This is a genomic window from Pseudomonas sp. MYb13, from assembly GCF_002980075.1.
GTDB lineage: Bacteria > Pseudomonadota > Gammaproteobacteria > Pseudomonadales > Pseudomonadaceae > Aquipseudomonas > Aquipseudomonas lurida.
On the sequence record NZ_PCQI01000006.1, the window covers coordinates 24701 to 42634 of the forward strand.

The 17934-nt window shown below is 58.8% G+C and carries 21 protein-coding genes; 3 read left to right on the forward strand and 18 right to left on the reverse strand.

What is annotated here, in order from left to right; translation table 11 throughout:
* Positions 1 to 6: 6 nt before the first annotated feature.
* From pal to CQ002_RS13210, 14 genes are all read right to left on the reverse strand, one after another.
* Entirely contained in the window at positions 7 to 507 is a 501-nt protein-coding gene (gene pal / locus CQ002_RS13145) for a peptidoglycan-associated lipoprotein Pal (protein WP_003209827.1), read from the reverse strand.
* Between the two features lie 55 nt (positions 508 to 562).
* Positions 563 to 1843: a Tol-Pal system beta propeller repeat protein TolB gene (gene tolB, locus CQ002_RS13150; RefSeq protein WP_034109148.1), complete on the reverse strand. Its 1281-nt coding sequence runs from the start codon at positions 1841 to 1843 to the stop codon at positions 563 to 565.
* Positions 1844 to 1860: 17 nt separating this feature from the next.
* Complete coding sequence (gene tolA / locus CQ002_RS13155; protein WP_034109149.1) at positions 1861 to 2934, reverse strand: cell envelope integrity protein TolA; 1074 nt, start codon at positions 2932 to 2934, stop codon at positions 1861 to 1863.
* Positions 2934 to 3386 carry a protein TolR gene (tolR, locus tag CQ002_RS13160; RefSeq protein WP_161634127.1) on the reverse strand — a complete coding sequence of 151 codons (453 nt, stop codon included), beginning with the start codon at positions 3384 to 3386 and terminating at the stop codon, positions 2934 to 2936. The genes tolA and tolR overlap by 1 nt, the downstream gene beginning before the upstream one ends.
* A 23-nt stretch (positions 3387 to 3409) precedes the next feature.
* Positions 3410 to 4105, reverse strand: coding sequence for a protein TolQ (gene tolQ / locus CQ002_RS13165; RefSeq protein WP_010208111.1), 696 nt, complete (start codon positions 4103 to 4105; stop codon positions 3410 to 3412).
* A 1-nt stretch (position 4106) separates the two neighbouring features.
* Entirely contained in the window at positions 4107 to 4562 is a 456-nt protein-coding gene (ybgC, locus tag CQ002_RS13170) for a tol-pal system-associated acyl-CoA thioesterase (RefSeq protein WP_025854760.1), read from the reverse strand.
* A gap of 139 nt (positions 4563 to 4701) precedes the next feature.
* Complete coding sequence (gene ruvB / locus CQ002_RS13175; RefSeq protein ID WP_034109150.1) at positions 4702 to 5760, reverse strand: Holliday junction branch migration DNA helicase RuvB; 1059 nt, start codon at positions 5758 to 5760, stop codon at positions 4702 to 4704.
* Entirely contained in the window at positions 5761 to 6372 is a 612-nt protein-coding gene (gene ruvA / locus CQ002_RS13180) for a Holliday junction branch migration protein RuvA (protein ID WP_025854761.1), read from the reverse strand. It lies immediately after the preceding gene.
* 67 nt (positions 6373 to 6439) lie between these two features.
* Positions 6440 to 6964, reverse strand: coding sequence for a crossover junction endodeoxyribonuclease RuvC (gene ruvC / locus CQ002_RS13185; protein WP_025854762.1), 525 nt, complete (start codon positions 6962 to 6964; stop codon positions 6440 to 6442).
* A gap of 158 nt (positions 6965 to 7122) precedes the next feature.
* On the reverse strand, positions 7123 to 7869 hold the full coding sequence (locus tag CQ002_RS13190) for a YebC/PmpR family DNA-binding transcriptional regulator (protein WP_034109151.1): 747 nt from the start codon (positions 7867 to 7869) through the stop codon (positions 7123 to 7125).
* A 150-nt stretch (positions 7870 to 8019) separates the two neighbouring features.
* Positions 8020 to 9795: an aspartate--tRNA ligase gene (aspS, locus tag CQ002_RS13195; protein WP_025854764.1), complete on the reverse strand. Its 1776-nt coding sequence runs from the start codon at positions 9793 to 9795 to the stop codon at positions 8020 to 8022.
* 107 nt (positions 9796 to 9902) lie between these two features.
* Positions 9903 to 10124 (reverse strand): FmdB family zinc ribbon protein, encoded by a 222-nt coding sequence (locus tag CQ002_RS13200; RefSeq protein ID WP_010208103.1) that lies wholly within the window; start codon positions 10122 to 10124, stop codon positions 9903 to 9905.
* 166 nt (positions 10125 to 10290) lie between these two features.
* A complete protein-coding gene (locus CQ002_RS13205; RefSeq protein WP_080758321.1) occupies positions 10291 to 10647 on the reverse strand; it encodes a ribbon-helix-helix domain-containing protein in 357 nt (118 codons plus the stop codon).
* A gap of 180 nt (positions 10648 to 10827) precedes the next feature.
* The gene (locus CQ002_RS13210; protein WP_034109153.1) at positions 10828 to 11301 is read right to left on the reverse strand and encodes a Dps family protein; all 474 of its coding nucleotides are present in this window, start codon (positions 11299 to 11301) and stop codon (positions 10828 to 10830) included.
* A 416-nt stretch (positions 11302 to 11717) separates the two neighbouring features.
* Between CQ002_RS13210 and CQ002_RS28710 the strand changes: the two genes are divergently transcribed.
* A complete protein-coding gene (locus CQ002_RS28710; RefSeq protein WP_025854767.1) occupies positions 11718 to 12320 on the forward strand; it encodes a cold-shock protein in 603 nt (200 codons plus the stop codon).
* A gap of 69 nt (positions 12321 to 12389) precedes the next feature.
* Here CQ002_RS28710 and CQ002_RS13220 read toward each other — a convergent pair whose 3' ends face one another.
* Entirely contained in the window at positions 12390 to 12596 is a 207-nt protein-coding gene (locus CQ002_RS13220; RefSeq protein WP_015885618.1) for a SlyX family protein, read from the reverse strand.
* 3 nt (positions 12597 to 12599) lie between these two features.
* A complete protein-coding gene (locus tag CQ002_RS13225) occupies positions 12600 to 13025 on the reverse strand; it encodes an HIT domain-containing protein (protein WP_034109154.1) in 426 nt (141 codons plus the stop codon).
* 873 nt (positions 13026 to 13898) lie between these two features.
* On the opposite strand from CQ002_RS13225, the gene CQ002_RS13230 reads away from it, so the two are divergent.
* Positions 13899 to 15197 (forward strand): OprD family porin, encoded by a 1299-nt coding sequence (locus CQ002_RS13230; protein WP_034109155.1) that lies wholly within the window; start codon positions 13899 to 13901, stop codon positions 15195 to 15197.
* Between the two features lie 192 nt (positions 15198 to 15389).
* On the opposite strand, the gene CQ002_RS13235 is transcribed toward CQ002_RS13230, so the two are convergent.
* Together CQ002_RS13235 and CQ002_RS13240 are read right to left on the reverse strand one after the other, a co-directional pair.
* Positions 15390 to 16232: a mechanosensitive ion channel family protein gene (locus tag CQ002_RS13235; RefSeq protein WP_034109156.1), complete on the reverse strand. Its 843-nt coding sequence runs from the start codon at positions 16230 to 16232 to the stop codon at positions 15390 to 15392.
* 135 nt (positions 16233 to 16367) lie between these two features.
* A complete protein-coding gene (locus tag CQ002_RS13240; RefSeq protein ID WP_010208088.1) occupies positions 16368 to 16853 on the reverse strand; it encodes a YajQ family cyclic di-GMP-binding protein in 486 nt (161 codons plus the stop codon).
* A gap of 123 nt (positions 16854 to 16976) precedes the next feature.
* On the opposite strand from CQ002_RS13240, the gene CQ002_RS13245 reads away from it, so the two are divergent.
* Positions 16977 to 17894 (forward strand): putative 2-dehydropantoate 2-reductase, encoded by a 918-nt coding sequence (locus tag CQ002_RS13245; RefSeq protein WP_098467306.1) that lies wholly within the window; start codon positions 16977 to 16979, stop codon positions 17892 to 17894.
* The last annotated feature ends 40 nt before the right edge of the window (positions 17895 to 17934 follow it).

Here is a 17934-nt window from a genome sequence, read left to right on the forward strand (position 1 = left end):
GACGAATTACTTACGCAGTTCGACGCGACGGTTTTGAGCCCAGGACTGCTCGTCGTGGCCAGTAGCAACTGGACGCTCTTTACCGTAGGAAACCAGTTCCAGTTGGCCTGGAGCAACACCTTGCAGTACCAGGTAGCGCTGAACGGCTTTCGCACGACGCTCGCCCAGTGCCATGTTGTACTCACGAGTACCACGTTCGTCGGTGTTACCTTCCAGAACAACGCGAGCGCCGTTAGCTTTCAGGTCCTTCGCGTGAACGTCCAGAGCGCGCATGGCTTCTGGCTTCAGGTCCGAACTGTCGTATTCGAAGTAGAAAGTGGTGATAGCGCGCAGAGCAGCTTCTTCGCTCAGGGAGCCGTCAACCGCACCAGTGTTAGCGCCGTAACCAGCGTTTGGATCAACAGCTGCGCCTTCACCGGCATTGTCGCCGCCTTTAGACGAGCAACCAACGGCTACGGACAGAGCCAGAGCCAGAGCAGCAAACTTACCAAACTTCAGCATTTCCATCGTGAAACTCCTAATGAACCCCAGTGTGTTAAGCAAATCTTTTTGTAGCGCCGCGTCAGTTCAGGTAAGGGGACCAGGATGGTTCTCTGACTTCGCCTTGTGCGGTAGGAAGTGGGAGCCTTACGCGTCCATTAATGGACACGAGCATCAAGACTCCCCGGCCCTGCTGGCGGGTGGCGTAGATTACCATGGTGCCGTTGGGCGCAACAGTGGCTGACTCATCAAGGTTGGTATCTGTGAGGATTTTTACGGTTCCGCGCTGCAAATCCTGGGCCGCAACCCGGAAATTAGTGAAACCATCCTGACGGTGAATCATCACCAACGTCTTTTCATCAGCCGAAAGTTTAGGGTTGGCGTTGTAGTTACCGATAAAAGTAACGCGCTCTGCACCACCACCGCTCACGCTCGCCTTATAGATTTGTGGCTTGCCGCCTCGGTCAGAGGTGAAGTAGATGGTCGAACCATCCTTGCCCCAGAACGGTTCGGTATTGATACCCGGGCCGCTGGTGACGCGAGAGATCTGGCGCGAGGCCATGTTCATCACGTAGATGTCCGGGTTGCCGTCCTTGGACAGCACGAATGCCAGGCGCGAACCATCCGGCGACCAGGCCGGTGCACCGTTGAGGCCTTCGAAGTTGGTGATCTGCTCACGACGGCCAGTATCGATGTGCTGGACGAAGATACGCGGACGCTTCTGCTCGAAAGACACGTAGGCGATGCGTTTGCCGTCCGGCGCAAAGCGCGGCGACAGGATAGGCTCACGGGACTGCAACAGGGTCACGGCACGTGCACCGTCGTAGTCCGAACGCTGCAAAGTGTAACGAGTGTTGTCTACAGAGAAACGCTCAGCCGTTACGTACAGCATGCGTGTCGAGAAAGCACCCTTGATGCCGGTGAGCTTTTCAAACGACTGGTCCGAGATGTAGTGGGCCATGTCGCGGATCTGCTCGGCAGTGCCCGAGACGCTGCCGGTCAGGACCTGCTGCTCGGTCGCCACGTTGAACAACGTGTACTGGATCTGCAGGCGACCGCCGGCCGGCGTGATATTGCCGACCATCAGGTACTGCGCACCCACCGCCTTCCAGTCACGGAACACGACTTCGCTGGCCTGGTTCGGCTGGCTGATCATGTTGCCTTTTGGAATCGGTGCGTAGTAACCGGAATTGCGCAGGTCGTCGCTGACGATCTGGGCCATGTCGTCCGGCAGCACGCTGCCGCCCTGCCAGCCGAACGGTACTACGGCGATCGGGGTGGCCCGATCGCTACCGCTGGTAACCAGGATGTTCTTTTCATCCGCCGCCGCTATCCCTGCCATACAGCAAATAACGACAAGCATTCCTCGAAGAAGGTTTCTCACAAGGCTAGATCCTCAGGTGTGAATGTCATCTTGAATGAACGATAGGGAGCGAAGTCGCTTGGTTTCATTCCCTGCATCTCGGTCAACCGGCCAATGTTCTTGACCGCGGCAACCGCCGAACTGTCGAACGAACCGTCACCACTGGACTTGGCCACGCTGACCGAAGTCACCGTACCGTCCGGCAACATGCCGATCTGCAGCACTACTGTCATGCCTTTGCGTGCCGAAGGTGGACGTGTCCAGCCTTCCGCTGCCCGCGCTCGAATCAGGTCGTCGAAACTGCCCGCGACTTCATCACCACGTTCATCGGCCAAGGCTTGCTGACGCTGCGGCGTGTCGGAGAGCAAATCTGCCAAGGCCTGGGCCTTTTTCTCTTCGGCGGATTTACGTGCTGCTTCCTGGGCCTTTTTCTTCTGGGCGTCGGCGGCAGCTTTCTTCTTCGCGTCGTCGGCGACTTTCTTCTTCGCCTCGTCTGCTTCAGCTTTTTTCTTGGCGTCTTCGGCGGCTTTCTTCTTCGCGTCTTCGACTATTTTCTTCTTGGCGTCTTCAGCGGCCTTTTTCTTGGCCTCTTCTTCAGCCGCTTTTTTGGCTTCTTCTTCAGACTTCTTCTTGGCTATATCAGCCAATTGTTTCTCTTCGGCCTTTTTAGCTTCGGCAGCTTTCTCGGCTTTCTTGGCTTCATCAGCCTTTTTCGCCTCGTCGGCCTTCTTCGCTTCGTCAGCCTTTTTCGATTCCTCGGCCTTTTGAGCCGCCTCTTCTTTCTTTTGTTCCGCAGCAGCCTTCACCGCTTCCTGCTCGACCTTCTTCTGTTCCATCTGCTCGACTTCAGTCTGGCGCGCAGCCGACTTCTGGGCCTCACCCGCAATCTTCTGATTGGTCTGGGTGGTGGCCTGACTTTTCGATTTCAGCTGATACAGGGTCGCCTGCACGATCGGCTTGGCTGGCGGCAGGTCCGGGGTCATGGCAAAGCTGACGAACAGCATGCCAAACACCAGGACGTGCAGGGCAATTGCCCAGACGCTAGGCCAGAAGTAGCTCTCCGAGGCGGACGGCTCTCGCTGTTGCTGCATCAGGGCGCCTCGGTAATCAAGCCAACGTTACCCACGCCGGCCTTCTGCAGCCCGCCCATGGCGCCCATGACGGAGCCGTAGTCGACCGCCTTGTCTCCGCGGATGAAGACCTGGGTGTGCTTGCCGCCTTCGTTGCCGGAGCGAATGATCTTGGTCACCGCATCGGTCATGGCCGGCAAGGTCAGGGCCTTGTCCTGCTGCTTCTGAGTGTCGACTTCGCTGCCAAGGTTCCAGTAATAGGTCTTGTCGGACTTGATCGAAATAGTCAGCACCTGGGTGTTGTTGTCCTGGGGCAAGGCTTCGCTGGAAACCTTGGGCAGATCAACCTTCACACCCTGGTTGAGCATCGGCGCGGTCACCATGAAGATAACCAGCAGCACCAGCATCACGTCGATGTAAGGCACTACGTTCATCTCGGCGACCGGCTTGCGCTTGGTTCGAGCTCGAGTGATTAAAGCCATCGGGAGGTACCTGCTTATTCTTCGCTGGTGTGCACTTTACGGTGCAGGATCGCCTGGAATTCATCGGCGAAGGTGTAGTAACGGCCAATCAGGTTTTCGCCGCGGGCGGCAAAACGGTTGTAGGCGATTACTGCGGGGATAGCAGCGAACAGACCGATCGCGGTGGCGATCAGGGCTTCGGCAATACCCGGGGCCACGGTGGCCAGGGTGGCTTGCTGGGCCTGGGCCAGGCCACGGAAGGAGTTCATGATCCCCCAAACGGTACCGAACAGGCCGATGTATGGGCTCACGGAACCCACGGTGGCGAGGAACGGCAAGCTTTGCTCAAGCTTTTCTTCTTCACGGGAGATGGCAACGCGCATGGCACGGGCCACGCCTTCCATGACCGCTTCAGGGTCAACGCCTGGCTGCTGGCGCAGACGGGAGAATTCCTTGAAGCCCGCGCGGAAGATCTGCTCGACGCCCGAATCCGGGTCGGGGTTGCTGCCGGCCTGGCGGTACAGCTTGGACAGGTCGATACCCGACCAGAAGCGCTCTTCAAAGCTCTCCAGGGCACGTCGACCGGCACGCAGCAGGTTGCTGCGCTGAAAAATCATGACCCAAGAGGTAACCGATGCGGCTACCAGGGTCAGCATGACCAGTTGAACCACAACACTGGCATTGCTGACCAGGCTCCACATGGAGGAATGGTCGACGACGGTAGGTTCCACGCTAAATCTCCTGCTTTGATTGTTTACCCGCGCCGCTTACGTCGGCAAAGGCCGCACGTAGAGCTTCGGGAATGGCCCGGGGTTTCAAACTATTGGTGCGCACACAGGCCACCAGGAACTGCCCCTCACAGAGCAGCGTTGCATCCGTTGCCCGCCTGACCTGCTGCTTGAAACGCAGGCTGACACGGTTCAATTCGATTACTTCAGCGCTTACCAACAACTCGTCGTCCAGCCGCGCCGGCGCGTGATACCGCGCCTCGCTGGAATGCACGACGAACAACAGGTCCTCCCCTGCCAGCTCGGATTGGGCAAAGCCCAGCTCCCGTAGCCGCTCGGTTCGAGCCCGCTCCATGAACTTGAGGTAGTTGACGTAATACACGATGCCGCCGGCATCGGTGTCCTCGTAATAAACGCGACAGCGATGTGCGAACGACTGATCCCCGTTTTGCGCGCGCATACTCTAGTGCTTACTCCTCAGGTTGCCAATCCGGCTGGGCAACTGTTTTTTCATCCGCTGAAACATTTCCAGTGACTGAATGACGACGCCAGCCACTAGGACAGCACAAACATCGAATAAATCGACTTGCGTGAAGCTTTTAATCGTCCACTGCATCGAGAAATTCGTCTACCACGGGCATCTCCCCCAATCGTGACGGAATGTTTAACCCGAAGTGCAAATAGGCATGCCGCGTCACGACCCGCCCTCTGGGTGTGCGCATGATATAGCCCTGCTGGATCAGGTACGGTTCCAGCACGTCCTCAATGGTGTGGCGTTCTTCACTGATGGCCGCCGCCAGGCTGTCGACCCCCACAGGGCCACCGTCGAACTTCTCGATCATGGTCAAGAGTAGACGTCGATCCTGGTGATCGAAGCCGTGCTCATCCACGTCCAGCAGGTTCAAGGCCAGGTCGGCCACGGCCTTGGTGATATGCCCTTTGGCCCGCACTTCGGCAAAGTCTCGCACGCGACGCAACAAGCGGTTGGCAATCCGTGGTGTGCCGCGGGCCCGACGGGCAATTTCAAACGCGCCTTCCGGGTCCAGGGGCAAGCCGAGAATGCTCGCCGAACGACTGACGATAGTCGCCAAGTCTGCCGTGCTATAGAACTCTAGACGTTGAACAATGCCGAAACGGTCTCGCAGCGGGTTGGTCAGCATCCCGGCGCGGGTCGTGGCGCCCACCAGCGTGAACGGCGGCAGGTCGAGCTTGATCGAGCGGGCTGCGGGGCCTTCGCCAATCATGATGTCGAGTTGGAAGTCTTCCATCGCCGGGTACAGCACTTCTTCGACGATCGGCGACAGCCGGTGGATCTCGTCGATAAACAGTACGTCGTGCGGCTCCAGGTTGGTCAGCAATGCCGCCAGGTCACCCGGGCGTTCCAGCACCGGCCCGGACGTGGACTTGATCGACACGCCCATTTCCTGGGCAATGATATTGGCCAGGGTGGTCTTACCCAGGCCAGGTGGGCCGAAGATCAACGTATGGTCCAAGGACTCACTGCGCCCACGCGCGGCCTGGATAAACAACTCCATCTGCTCGCGCACCGTGGGCTGGCCGATGTATTCGGCCAGGCTCAGGGGACGGATGGCGCGGTCCTGGATTTCTTCACGGTCGCGCGGGCCGGTGGCCGCGATCAGACGATCAGCTTCAATCACTTAAATCATTCCCTTCAGGGCTCGGCGGATCATGTCTTCACTGCTCAGGTTCTTGTCCTTGATGGCCGATACGGCCTTGCTGGCCTCCTGCGGCTTGTAGCCCAGGGAAATCAGCGCGCTGACCGCGTCACTTTCGGCGCTGGCGACCTGGCCCGCCGGCATGTCCGGCTGGTTCGGTACCAGCGCAAACATGCTCGGCACCACTTCCCAGGCCTTGAAGCGGTCCTTGAGCTCCACCAGCAGGCGCTCGGCGGTCTTCTTGCCAACGCCTGGCACCTTGGTCAGCGCCGAGGTGTCCTGGGCCGAAACGGCACGCACCAGCTCATCCACTTCCAGGCTGGACATCAAGGCCAGGGCCAGTTTTGGTCCCACGCCGTTGAGGCGGATCAGTTCGCGGAAGAAATCGCGGTCGCGCTTGCCAATGAAACCATAGAGCAGTTGCGCGTCTTCGCGCACCACCAGATGGGTGTGCAGCGTCAGCGGTTCGCCGACCGACGGTAGGCGATACAGGGTGGTCATGGGCACTTCCAGCTCATACCCCAACCCATTTACATCCAGAATCAGATGCGGCGGCTGTTTCTCAGCCAGAGTGCCGCGCAAGCGTCCAATCACGGTTCAGATCCTTAAAGCTTGGGGTCAGATCAAGGCCTGACCGGAAACAACGAGTGCGCTGATGCTATCAGAGACGCAGGCGCCCGCCACGACTGCGTGCCGTGCCCAGGCCATGCGGCAGTAAACTTGAGCGAGTGTGTGCATGGCAAATGGCAATAGCCAGGGCGTCGGAGGCGTCAATCTGCGGCTTGGCAGTCAATTTGAGCATATGCATGACCATCATCTGCACTTGCTCCTTGTTGGCGGCGCCGGTGCCGACCACTGCCTGCTTGACCTGGGTCGCGGTGTATTCGGCGATCTCCATGCCCTCTTCGGCGCCGGCCACGATGGCGGCGCCACGGGCCTGGCCAAGTTTGAGCGCGGAGTCGGCGTTCTTCGCCATGAACACCTTTTCGATGCCCATGGTGACCGGCCCGTAGGTCTGGATCACTTCACGCACGCCGCGATAGACGATCTGCAGGCGCTCGGCCAGCTCGCCAGCGCCGGTGCGGATGCAGCCCGAGGCGACGTAGACACAGCCGCGGGGGGTTTGTTGCACCACGCCAAAACCGGTGATGCGCGAACCGGGGTCGATACCTAGGATTAAAGTCATAACGCCTGCGGGTTGGGTAAACACAATTTTTGATACAGAGAAAATCCAATGTAAAAGCGGGCTTGCCCGCGAAGGCGGTGGGTCAGCCAACGCCTGGAGCGACTGGCACACCGCATTCGCGGGCAAGCCCGCTCCCACATTTTGACCTACGTCATACCTCAGCCTAGCTGTGCAGCTACGTCTTCCGGGATGTCGGCGTTGGAGTACACATTCTGCACATCATCCAGGTCTTCGAGCATATCGAGCATTTTCAACACTTTCTGTGCACCGTCCAGGTCAAGTTCGGCACTGGTGGTGGGCAGCATGACGATTTCTGCGTCGGTGCCCTTGAAGCCGGCGGCTTCCAGCGCGTTGCGTACGGCATAGAAACTGGCAAACGAGGTGAATACGTCGATGGAGCCATCTTCGTTGGTCACCACATCGTCGGCGTCCGCCTCCATCGCCGCTTCCATCAGCGCGTCTTCATCCGTGCCCGGCGCGAAGGAAATCTGCCCCTTGCGCTCGAACAGGTAGGCCACCGATCCATCGGTACCGAGGTTGCCACCGCATTTACTGAACGCATGGCGTACAGCTGCCGCAGTGCGGTTGCGGTTGTCGGTCATGCACTCGACCATCACCGCCACACCGCCCGGGCCGTAGCCTTCGTAGCTCAGCTCGACCATGTCGTCGGTATCGGCAGCACCGGCCCCGCGGGCCACGGCGCGGTCGATGATGTCACGGCTCATGTTGGCGCCAAGGGCCTTGTCCAGTGCCAAGCGCAGACGCGGGTTGGAACCCGGGTCACCACCGCCCTGGCGGGCAGCCACGGTCAGCTCGCGGATCCACTTGGTGAAGATCTTGCCTTTCTTGGCATCCTGACGCTCTTTGCGGTGCTTGATGTTCGCCCACTTGGAATGGCCAGCCATAACACAACTCCGAAATTCTGTAGAAACCTTGTCAATCCCGCCCCAGGCAGGACCTCTCGCTTTAAATCGCAACCCTTGTAACGCAAAGGCGCATCCGAAGATGCGCCTTTTTAGACTGCGTAAACCTCAGTGCGCTTTCACGCAGCAGCCTTACTCAGCCTTCGGCGTCTCGCGCAGACGGATGTGCAGCTCGCGCAGCGCCTTGGCGTCCACCACACCTGGAGCCTGGGTCATGACGTCCGCAGCGCTCTGGGTTTTCGGGAAGGCAATCACTTCACGGATCGACTGGGCGCCGGTCATCAGCATCACCAGGCGGTCCAGGCCGAATGCCAAGCCACCGTGCGGCGGCGCACCGTACTTGAGGGCGTCGAGCAGGAAGCCGAATTTCTCTTCCTGTTCGGCTTCGTTGATGCCCAACAGGCGGAAGACCGCTTGCTGCATCTCTTTGCGGTGGATACGGATCGAACCGCCACCCAGCTCGGTGCCGTTGAGGACCATGTCGTAGGCGCGGGACAGGGCGCCAGCCGGGTTGGCCTCCAGCTCGGCCGGCGAGCACTTCGGCGCGGTGAACGGGTGGTGCAAGGCGCTGAAGCTGCCGTCGTCGTTCTCTTCGAACATCGGGAAGTCAACGACCCACATCGGGGCCCACTCGCAGGTCAGCAGGTTCAGGTCGTGACCCAGCTTGATCCGCAGCGCGCCCAGGGCTTCGCTGACGATCTTGGCCTTGTCGGCACCGAAGAACACGATGTCGCCGTCGACCGCACCGACGCGATCGAGGATCACGTTCAAGTTGGCTTCCGGAATGTTTTTCACGATCGGCGATTGCAGGCCGTCAACACCGTTGGCGCGCTCGTTGACCTTGATGTACGCCAGGCCCTTGGCACCGTAGATGCCGACGAACTTGGTGTAGTCGTCGATCTGCTTGCGCGGCATGCTCGCGCCGCCAGGCACGCGCAGGGCGGCGATGCGGCATTTCGGGTCGTTGGCCGGGCCGCTGAACACCTTGAAGTCGACGTCCTTGAGCTGGTCGGCCACGTCCACCAGTTCCAGCGGGTTACGCAGGTCTGGCTTGTCGGAACCGTAGCGGCGCATGGCTTCTTCGAAGGTCATGTGCGGGAAGTCGCCGAACTCCAGGTCCAGCACCTCCTTGAACAGGTTGCGGATCATTTGTTCGGTCAGGCCCATGATCTCTTTTTCATCGAGGAAGCTGGTCTCGATGTCGATCTGGGTGAATTCCGGTTGGCGGTCGGCGCGCAGGTCTTCGTCGCGGAAGCACTTGGCGATCTGGTAGTAACGGTCGAAGCCGGCCACCATCAGCAGTTGCTTGAACAGCTGTGGCGATTGCGGCAGCGCGAAGAACGAGCCTGCGTGGGTACGGCTAGGCACCAGGTAGTCACGCGCGCCTTCCGGGGTGGCCCGGGTCAGGATCGGGGTCTCGACGTCCAGGAAGCCGTTTTCATCCAGGAAGCGGCGGATGCTGGTGGTCATGCGCGAGCGCAGGCGCAGCTTCTCGGCCATTTCCGGACGACGCAGGTCCAGGAAGCGGTAACGCAGGCGGGTTTCTTCGCCGACGTCGGAGTATTCGTTGAGCGGGAACGGCGGGGTTTCCGACTCGTTCAGCACTTCCAGTTCATAGCCCAGCACTTCGATGCCGCCGGACGCCATGTTCTTGTTGACGGCACCGGCCGGACGCAGGCGAACCTTGCCGGTGATCTTCACGACGTACTCGCTGCGCACGCGGTCGGCCGCGGCGAAACTCTCGGCGCGATCCGGGTCGAACACCACCTGGGCCAGACCATCACGATCACGGATATCGAGGAAGATCACCCCGCCGTGGTCGCGGCGACGGTGAACCCATCCGCAAAGGGTGATTTCCTGACCTTCCAGGGTCTCGTTCAGTTGGCCGCAATAGTGGCTGCGCATCATGGTAGTGGTTTCACTTCTCGTAATTCGAAATTCGGTGGAGGCCCGCCTCGTCACCGTACATTAAAGCAGGGGACGGATAATGCAGGAGCCTGCGCGTAGAGTTCAACTCAGTCTGCTTTGTCGCCGCCCGCCAGGTTCTTCTTCGAGCCGGTCTTGAAGTCGGTCTCGTACCAGCCGCTGCCGCTCAAGCGGAAGCCCGGCATGGACAACATCTTCTTGAGCTCCGGTGCCTGGCAGGCTGGGCAATCGACCAGCGGCGCTGCGCTGATCTTCTGAATGGCTTCCAACTGATGACCACAGGAAGCACATTGATAGTCGTACATGGGCATGGAGATGTCTCGGCGATCAGATCATTACTGCGCCACGCCTGCCCTACGGGTCCGCAGCATGCGTAGCAAAGCGCGGGATTATATCTGGTAAATCGAGGCAGTGCAGCCGGCTTTCTGCCTGGAGCCTCGCCCACCTTGATGGAGGGCCGGCCCCGAAGCCCGGTGACTATACCGGGGACTGTCCCAGGGAACATGAAGGCTCAATACGTCCTTTCAAGACGTGAACCACGCACACCACCCTGACCAACCCGCTGAAGTTTTTCACACCGCCATGACGCAAGTGCACTTCCCGATCAACATAAGACAGCAACGCACTGACTGAACAGGCATTGATCCTGGCTATTTCCGTGAGGATATTCCAATAGATCTGCTCCAGCCGCAGGCAAGTGGAAAACCCGTTGAGCCTTACCGACCGGGACAATGGCTTGGCCAGTCCCATGTCGAACCCTTTCGCAAAGGGATCGACCTTTATCTTATGAAAACCAGCGGTTTCCATCACTCCATTACCCACTCCGCGTGACATACACCTGACACTCCATTGCCAAACAGCAGCCCATGGGTTGTCCCATTGGGCGATGCCCCTATAAAACAGCAGGGAGACGCAGGCAGCCAGAAGACGCGGAGTTGATAGGCGTAGGAGAACGCCAGGAAATGCGCGGAAACAAGCGAGCAGCGCCACGACGGCGCCACTCAGGGCAGGCGTTTACTGATTTTCCAGCAGTGAGCGCAGCATCCACGCGGTTTTCTCGTGAACCTGCATGCGCTGGGTCAACAAGTCGGCAGTCGGCTCATCGCTGACCTTGTCGAGCAGAGGGAAGATGCCACGTGCGGTGCGAGTGACCGCCTCCTGGCCATCCACCAATTGCTTGATCATCTCTTCCGCGCTGGGCACGCTTTCTTCTTCCTTGATGGACGAAAGGCGGGCGTAGATCGAGTAGGCACCCGGCGCCGGGAACCCCAGGGCACGGATGCGCTCGGCGATGGAGTCCACCGCCAGGGCCAGTTCGTTGTACTGCTCCTCGAACATCAGGTGCAGCGTACGGAACATGGGACCCGTGACGTTCCAATGGAAGTTGTGGGTCTTCAGGTACAGTACATAGGTATCGGAAAGCAGTCGCGAAAGCCCGTCGACGATGGATTTACGATCTTCTTCACTGATACCGATATCGATTGCCATGTTTATCCCCTTCAATTGACAAGCATTCATTGATCAGGTGCAGGACCACTCTAGCAAGAGTCCCGGCGATGCGCAGCCCGGCGCGGCAATTCGCCCCGGTGTCTGGTGCGTGAAACGGTGCGGCCCGAGCCAAGGACTCAAGTAGGAAATATCCCTGCAAGCCGCTTGAAAAGCCCGCATGTGTCTAGGACAAGCGTTTGGCGCAGAAATGCCATCACCCTTGCAACGCCCCGAAATGCTTGATTTGAGTAGGCACACCCTTTGCTGTTAAATAGGCGACGTGTCGTCGCCGTTACTTTCTGCGGCAGCGGCATAGGCTGATACCCCGCGCACGTGCCCAACGCCTCCCATTGTTCAGAAGCGAACCGTGCCAGTCAGCTCTTCCTTGTGATCCGTCTTAACGTGAGTTAATCAAAATGTTGAAAATCGTCCACCTGCTAACGGGCGTTGCAGCTTTGCTGCTGTCCTTTATACCGAGCTTGCAACAGGGAAGTCCTCCCTACCTGGAACAACACGACGCTCTGTACCTGGCCTTGTTCGGCCTTCTTAACCTGACGCTGGCACCGGTGATCCCTTACTGGAACAAAGGCACACGTCATCAACTGCAAAACCTGGTCAGCGCGCTGCTGGTACTGACCGTTGTCGTACAAACCCTCACCCTCCTGGCACCGATGCCTGAAGTGGGTGGCCACCCGGCCATCCTGCTAAGCCTGGTGATTGCTGTGGTCGCCATCGTTCTTCACCTGGCCATCAGCTTCTACCGTTCGTCCCCTGCGGCCTCGTCGCAAACCTACGACATGACCAATCGGGATACCGGTACCGTCAAGTGGTTCAACACGTCCAAAGGCTTCGGCTTTATTTCCCGTGATTCGGGCGACGATATCTTCGTCCATTTCCGGGCTATTCGCGGCGAAGGCCATCGCGTCCTGGTAGAAGGCCAGCGCGTGGAATTCTCCGTCATGAATCGCGATAAAGGCCTGCAAGCCGAAGACGTGATCGCTGCACTGCCGCGTCGCTGATACCAGCCTTCGCAGCAAAAAAAACCGCGATCCAGCCTGGCTGGGTCGCGGTTTTTTTATGCACAGCTATTAATAGTGGGGCGGGGGCGCTTCTTCTTCGGAGGTTTCGAATTGGCCGCCCATCTCTTCCTGGCGTTTGAGCAGCGCGGTCATCTGCAATTGCAGGCGCTCGACCGCCCGCTGCTGGGTGACGAGGATGTCATTGAGGGTCTCGATGGTGTCATCCTGGAAAGCCAGGCGGCTTTCCAGGTCGGTAACGCGGTCTTGCAGATCCATGATTCAGCCCTGGGTAAAGATGAAGTCGGCGGGCAACAGCTCGCGCAGACGGGCGCGCATGGCCGCCACTTGTTCATCGGTGTATGGCTGCGCCGGATGTTTGCCCCATACCGGCGCCGGCCAGGCAGCATCGTCGCGCTTGCGCACGATCACATGCACGTGCAACTGGCTCACCACATTGCCCAGGGCGCCGATGTTCATCTTGTCGGCCGCCAGCCCTTCATTCAACCGTTGCGCCAGGGCCGTCGTCTCTTGCCACAACTGTTGCTGATCGGCGACATCCAGTTGAAACACTTCGCTGATACCGTTGATACGCGGCACCAGGATGAACCAAGGGTAGTTCGAATCATTGGACAGCAGCAGGCGGCACAGGGGGAAATCCCCAATGGCCAGCGTGTCTTGTTGAAGACGTTGATCTAAAGCGAACACCGCAGGCACTCCGTTCGGCAGGTCAGGTTCAAGGCACCAGCATACCTGCGAATCGCAGTCGCTTCACGCCAACCCTCACGCGCCCCGGCAAGGCGCATTGAAAAAAAACGCACCATTTCGAGACAAGTGAATATTTGGGCTACGCTCAATGACCAATCAAGCGGCGATTGGCCAAGCACTGATCAACCCATGTCGACGAGACCCGCGACTCAGAGGCCTCACGAATTGAGGCATTGAGCCATCACTGCGATCGACCGATATCTGGGGCACTGCACCAAAATGACCCATTTGTGCCTCAAAGAGATCCGCCGAGTACCCACTGAACGGGGTGAACCGGTAACGTTTTTGCAAAATCCAGGATGTGAGCGCCGCCCGACCGACACACGGAGCGTGCATCGAGCCAAAACCAAACGGCGTAAAAACCCCGTGCTTATGCGGTTTTCACGAATCCACGACGCTTTTCACAAAAAAATGACATTCAATTATGGGTTTGGGCACGCTTGCTGCATTCATCCCCCTATCGTCGGCAACGGCACCACAAGGGAAGCAGGTGTTTCGCGATGAAAAACAGCAGCGGTTCAATGCGCGCCAAGGACGATTTCAAACTTTTAACGTAACGTTTCTTACGTTCTTTCACAGGGTTTGAAACAGTATTGAAGTTGTCAGCCTCGTTACAGGGAGGCTGTGAATTTGCGACATGGATATAGCAATCTACGACAAGCTCGTAAAGAAGCTGAAAGGAAAGTTGGGCACGTATCGCCAATATTGTCAGCGTGATATAACTTTGCGCCGACACAAAAAAGAAAGAGCCGCCCAGACAAAAATACAGGTGGGACGGCAGTACTCTTCCTAAAACCAAAGGAGCAAATCACGATGCGCGTGATGAAGTGGAGCATGATCGCCCTGGCTGTTTCAGCAGGCACCTCGCAGTTCGCAATGGCGTCCGCCCAAAGCGATTCCAAAGGCTTTGTTGAAGACAGCACTTTCAGCATTAATACTCGCGCTCTGTACTTCAGCCGCGACTTCCGCAACAACCCGTCGGGCCCAGACTCCCAGAGCCGCGCCGAAGAAACCGGCCTGGGCTTCAATGCCCTGTACGAATCGGGCTTCACCCAGGGCACCATCGGCGTCGGCGTCGACGTGATCGGCCTGCTGGGCGTCAAGCTCGACAGCGGCAAGGGTCGTGCCGGTACCGGTCTGTTCCCAACCGGTTCCGACGGTCGCTCGCAAGACGACTACTCCAAAGGCGGCGGTGCCGTTAAGTTCCGTATCTCCAATACGGTCCTGAAAGTCGGTGACCAGTACACCACGGCTCCTGTGTTCGCCTCTGACGACAGCCGCTTGCTGCCAGAGCTGCCACAAGGTATCTCGATCACCAGCAGCGAGATCAAGGGCCTGAAACTGGAAGGCGGTCACTTCACTTCCAGCGTTGCGCAGAACCAGACCTACCACGACAGCCTTGGCCTGACCAAAACCGACTTCGTCGGTGGTGTCTACTCGTTCACGCCTGAGTTCACCGGCAGCCTGTACTACGCGAAGACCGAAGATTACTTCCGCAAGTACTACAGCAACCTGAACTGGACCCACGCGCTGAGCGACGACCAGTCCTTCGCCCTGGACTTCAACATCTACGACACCAAGAGCGAAGGCGAAGGCCTGCAACGTGCTTCCAAAGACAGCGATCTGCCGTTCGCAGACCGCACCAAGCTCGACAACCGTGCGTTCAGCTTGCAGGGCGCATACACCATCGGTGCTCACACTTTCACCCTGGCAGCCCAGAAAGTCACCGGCGACGGCGACTATGGCTACGGCGTAGACGGTGGCGGTAGCGTGTTCCTGGCCAACTCCGTTGCCCGTTCCGACTTCAACGCCGAAGGCGAGAAGTCCTACCAGGCTCGCTACGACATCAACATGGCGACCTTTGGCATTCCTGGTCTTAGCTTCATGACTCGTTATGTCACCGGTAGCGGCGCCAACACTGCCACCACCTCGAACGGTAAAGAGTGGGAACGCGACATCGAAGCCAAGTACGTGGTACAGAGCGGCCCAGCGAAAAACCTGAGCCTGCGTCTGCGTCAAGCCACTTATCGCTCCGGCGATGGCGTGTACTACGGTTCGCCTTCGATCGACGAACTGCGTCTGATCGCGAACTACCCGCTGAACATCTTGTAATTGACGGTTTAATTACAACGATGGGTTAAGGCTTCGGCCTTAAACAAAAAGCCGCTCTCTTGTTAATCAAGGGAGCGGCTTTTTTATGGCTGTAATGTTTCAGCACGAGAATAACTAGCAAGCTAACTAACTAGATTGGCGCTTGCAACTGGAACCTGACCTAACGGCCAAGTTCCAGACTATTGGCTCGCGTTACTTGGCGACTGTTTCCTGCATCACGCGAATAACCCGTTGCGGAAAGGGAATATCAATCCCCGCGGCTTTCAAACGGTCGCGTGCCAGTTCGTTCAACATGAATACCACGTCCCAATAATCCGCCGTCTTGGTCCAGCAACGCAGGGAGACGGTGATCGAGCTGTCGCCCAAGGTCGAAACCACTGCCACAGCGGCCGGATCTGCCAGTACGCGCGGGTCTTTCGCCAATTCCAGCAGCACTTCACGGGCTTTCTGCAGGTCGGCTTCATAGTCGACACCCACGTCAAACACCACCTTGCGGGTCGGCTGACGGTTGGTGTTGGTGATGAGGCCGTTGGACAGGCTGCCGTTGGGGATGATCACAGTCTTGTTGTCGCCGGTGCGCAACACGGTGTGGAAGATCTGGATGCTGTCGACGGTGCCGGAAGTGCCCTGGGCTTCGATCCAGTCACCAATGCGGAACGGGCGGAACAACAGAATCAGCACGCCGCCCGCGAAGTTCGCCAGGCTGCCTTGCAGTGCCAGGCCGATGGCCAGGGTGGCGGCACCGATCGCGGCAACGAACGACGTGGTTGCCACGCCGATCATCGAGGCCACGTTGACCACCAGCATGACCTTGAGCGCAATGTTCGCCAGGCTGGTAATGAAGTGTTGCAGCGCCAGGTCTGCATTACGCAGTGCCAGCAAACGCCCTACTCGGTGGGTCAACACGTTGATCAGCCACCAACCGATGGCCAGGGTGATCACCGCCAGCAAAAACCGGCTGCCGTATTCCATGATCATCGGCAACCACGACTCCGAGGTCTTGATCAGGTGATCCATTTCAGCGTTCAAATCCATCTACATTCTCCTGTTTACCGGATGTTCGGCATATTGAGTGGCCCTAAATGCAATTGAGCCCCGTAGGGCTCAATGGTGGGCGCAGGTTGTGGGGCGTCGGACGTCAAAAACGCCCGCGGGTTCCCCAAAGTGCCATCAGTCGCGGAAGTTATTGAACTGCAGCGGCATGTCGAACGTCTTGGCGCGCAGGGCCGCGATGGCCTCTTGCAGGTCGTCACGTTTCTTGCCGGTAACGCGAACCTGCTCGCCCTGGATCGCTGCCTGGACTTTGAGCTTGGCGTCCTTGATGTGGGCGACGATCTTCTTCGCCAGCTCCTTATCGATGCCTTCCTTGAGGATGGCTTCCTGCTTCATCAGCTTGCCGGAGGCGTAGGCGTCCTTGATCTCAAGGCACTGCGCGTCGATCTTGCGCTTGACCAGCGACAGTTTGAGGATCTCGATCATCGCTTCCAGCTGGAAATCGGCTTCAGCGGTCAGGTTGACGGTCAGTTCCTTTTCCTTGAATTCGAAGCTGCCCTTGCCTTTCAAGTCATAGCGACGGTCCAGTTCCTTGACGGCGTTCTCGACGGCGTTGGTGACTTCGTGTTTGTCCAGTTCGGATACCACGTCGAACGAAGGCATGTCATTTCTCCAATATAAGGGGCGGGCTCAGTAGAGATGGAGCGCGCCCGAGCTAAAATGCCGGGGCATTATAGCGGTTCTTTCGCCGCGTTCACTGTGAGCGACCCCAAGGAGCACAAACAGATGTCGACCACCTGGCATATTCTCGGCGCCGGCAGCCTGGGCACACTCTGGGCCACTCGTCTGGCGCGTGCGGGCGTGCCCGTGCGGTTGATCCTGCGTGATGCGGCACGCCTGGCCAGCTATCAGGCGGCCAACGGGCTGACGCTGGTGGAGCACGGTGTCGCACACACCTACCCGGTGATCGCAGAAACGCCTGACAGCCCAGAGCCGATTCATCGCCTGCTGGTGGCGTGCAAGGCCTACGACGCCCAAGGCGCCGTCGCACAGTTACAACACCGACTGGCACCCGATGCCGAGCTGGTCCTGCTACAGAACGGCCTCGGCAGCCAGGATGCGGTCGCCGCGCAACTGCCCCAGGCCCGCTGCATTTTTGCCTCCAGCACCGAAGGCGCGTTTCGCGATGGCGAGTGGCGCGTCGTGTTTGCCGGCCATGGCTACACCTGGCTGGGGGACGCCAGCCACCCTACCCCGCCGCTGTGGCTGGAGGACTTGCACGCCTCAGGCATCCCCCACGATTGGAGTGCCGATATCCTCACGCGGCTGTGGCGCAAGCTGGCACTCAATTGCGCCATCAACCCACTGACGGTGCTGTACCAGTGCCGCAACGGAGCACTGCAAGCCCATCACTGCGAAGTCGCCACCCTGTGCGCAGAACTGGCTGAACTGCTGCAATGCTGCGGCCAGCCCGCTGCCGCGCTGGACCTGCAGCACGAAGTGGAACGGGTGATCCAGGCCACAGCCGCCAATTACTCCTCCATGTACCAGGACGTGGCCGCCGGCCGGCGCACCGAAATCAGCTATCTATTGGGCTATGCTTGCCAGGCGGCCGCCCGCCACCAACTGAACCTGCCGCATTTGCAACAGCTGCAAGTGCGCTTGGTCGAGCAGTTGCTCGCACGCGGATTGCCCCGCGACTGAGCCACGCGCTACCCTGCCCGCCTGTCTATCACCTGGGAAA

What these genes read in the sequence shown, in the direction of transcription:
- CQ002_RS13245 (WP_098467306.1), top strand. Translation starts at nt 16,977, where the DNA reads ATGTCGACCACCTGGCATATTCTCGGCGCCGGCAGCCTGGGCACACTC.
- CQ002_RS13230 (WP_034109155.1), top strand. Translation starts at nt 13,899, where the DNA reads ATGCGCGTGATGAAGTGGAGCATGATCGCCCTGGCTGTTTCAGCAGGC.
- aspS (WP_025854764.1), bottom strand. Translation starts at nt 9,795, where the DNA reads ATGATGCGCAGCCACTATTGCGGCCAACTGAACGAGACCCTGGAAGGT.
- CQ002_RS13235 (WP_034109156.1), bottom strand. Translation starts at nt 16,232, where the DNA reads ATGGATTTGAACGCTGAAATGGATCACCTGATCAAGACCTCGGAGTCG.
- pal (WP_003209827.1), bottom strand. Translation starts at nt 507, where the DNA reads ATGGAAATGCTGAAGTTTGGTAAGTTTGCTGCTCTGGCTCTGGCTCTG.
- CQ002_RS13210 (WP_034109153.1), bottom strand. Translation starts at nt 11,301, where the DNA reads ATGGCAATCGATATCGGTATCAGTGAAGAAGATCGTAAATCCATCGTC.
- CQ002_RS28710 (WP_025854767.1), top strand. Translation starts at nt 11,718, where the DNA reads ATGTTGAAAATCGTCCACCTGCTAACGGGCGTTGCAGCTTTGCTGCTG.
- ybgC (WP_025854760.1), bottom strand. Translation starts at nt 4,562, where the DNA reads ATGCGCGCGCAAAACGGGGATCAGTCGTTCGCACATCGCTGTCGCGTT.
- CQ002_RS13200 (WP_010208103.1), bottom strand. Translation starts at nt 10,124, where the DNA reads ATGCCCATGTACGACTATCAATGTGCTTCCTGTGGTCATCAGTTGGAA.
- ruvC (WP_025854762.1), bottom strand. Translation starts at nt 6,964, where the DNA reads ATGACTTTAATCCTAGGTATCGACCCCGGTTCGCGCATCACCGGTTTT.
- CQ002_RS13220 (WP_015885618.1), bottom strand. Translation starts at nt 12,596, where the DNA reads ATGGATCTGCAAGACCGCGTTACCGACCTGGAAAGCCGCCTGGCTTTC.
- CQ002_RS13240 (WP_010208088.1), bottom strand. Translation starts at nt 16,853, where the DNA reads ATGCCTTCGTTCGACGTGGTATCCGAACTGGACAAACACGAAGTCACC.
- CQ002_RS13190 (WP_034109151.1), bottom strand. Translation starts at nt 7,869, where the DNA reads ATGGCTGGCCATTCCAAGTGGGCGAACATCAAGCACCGCAAAGAGCGT.
- CQ002_RS13205 (WP_080758321.1), bottom strand. Translation starts at nt 10,647, where the DNA reads ATGTCACGCGGAGTGGGTAATGGAGTGATGGAAACCGCTGGTTTTCAT.
- tolA (WP_034109149.1), bottom strand. Translation starts at nt 2,934, where the DNA reads ATGCAGCAACAGCGAGAGCCGTCCGCCTCGGAGAGCTACTTCTGGCCT.
- tolB (WP_034109148.1), bottom strand. Translation starts at nt 1,843, where the DNA reads ATGCTTGTCGTTATTTGCTGTATGGCAGGGATAGCGGCGGCGGATGAA.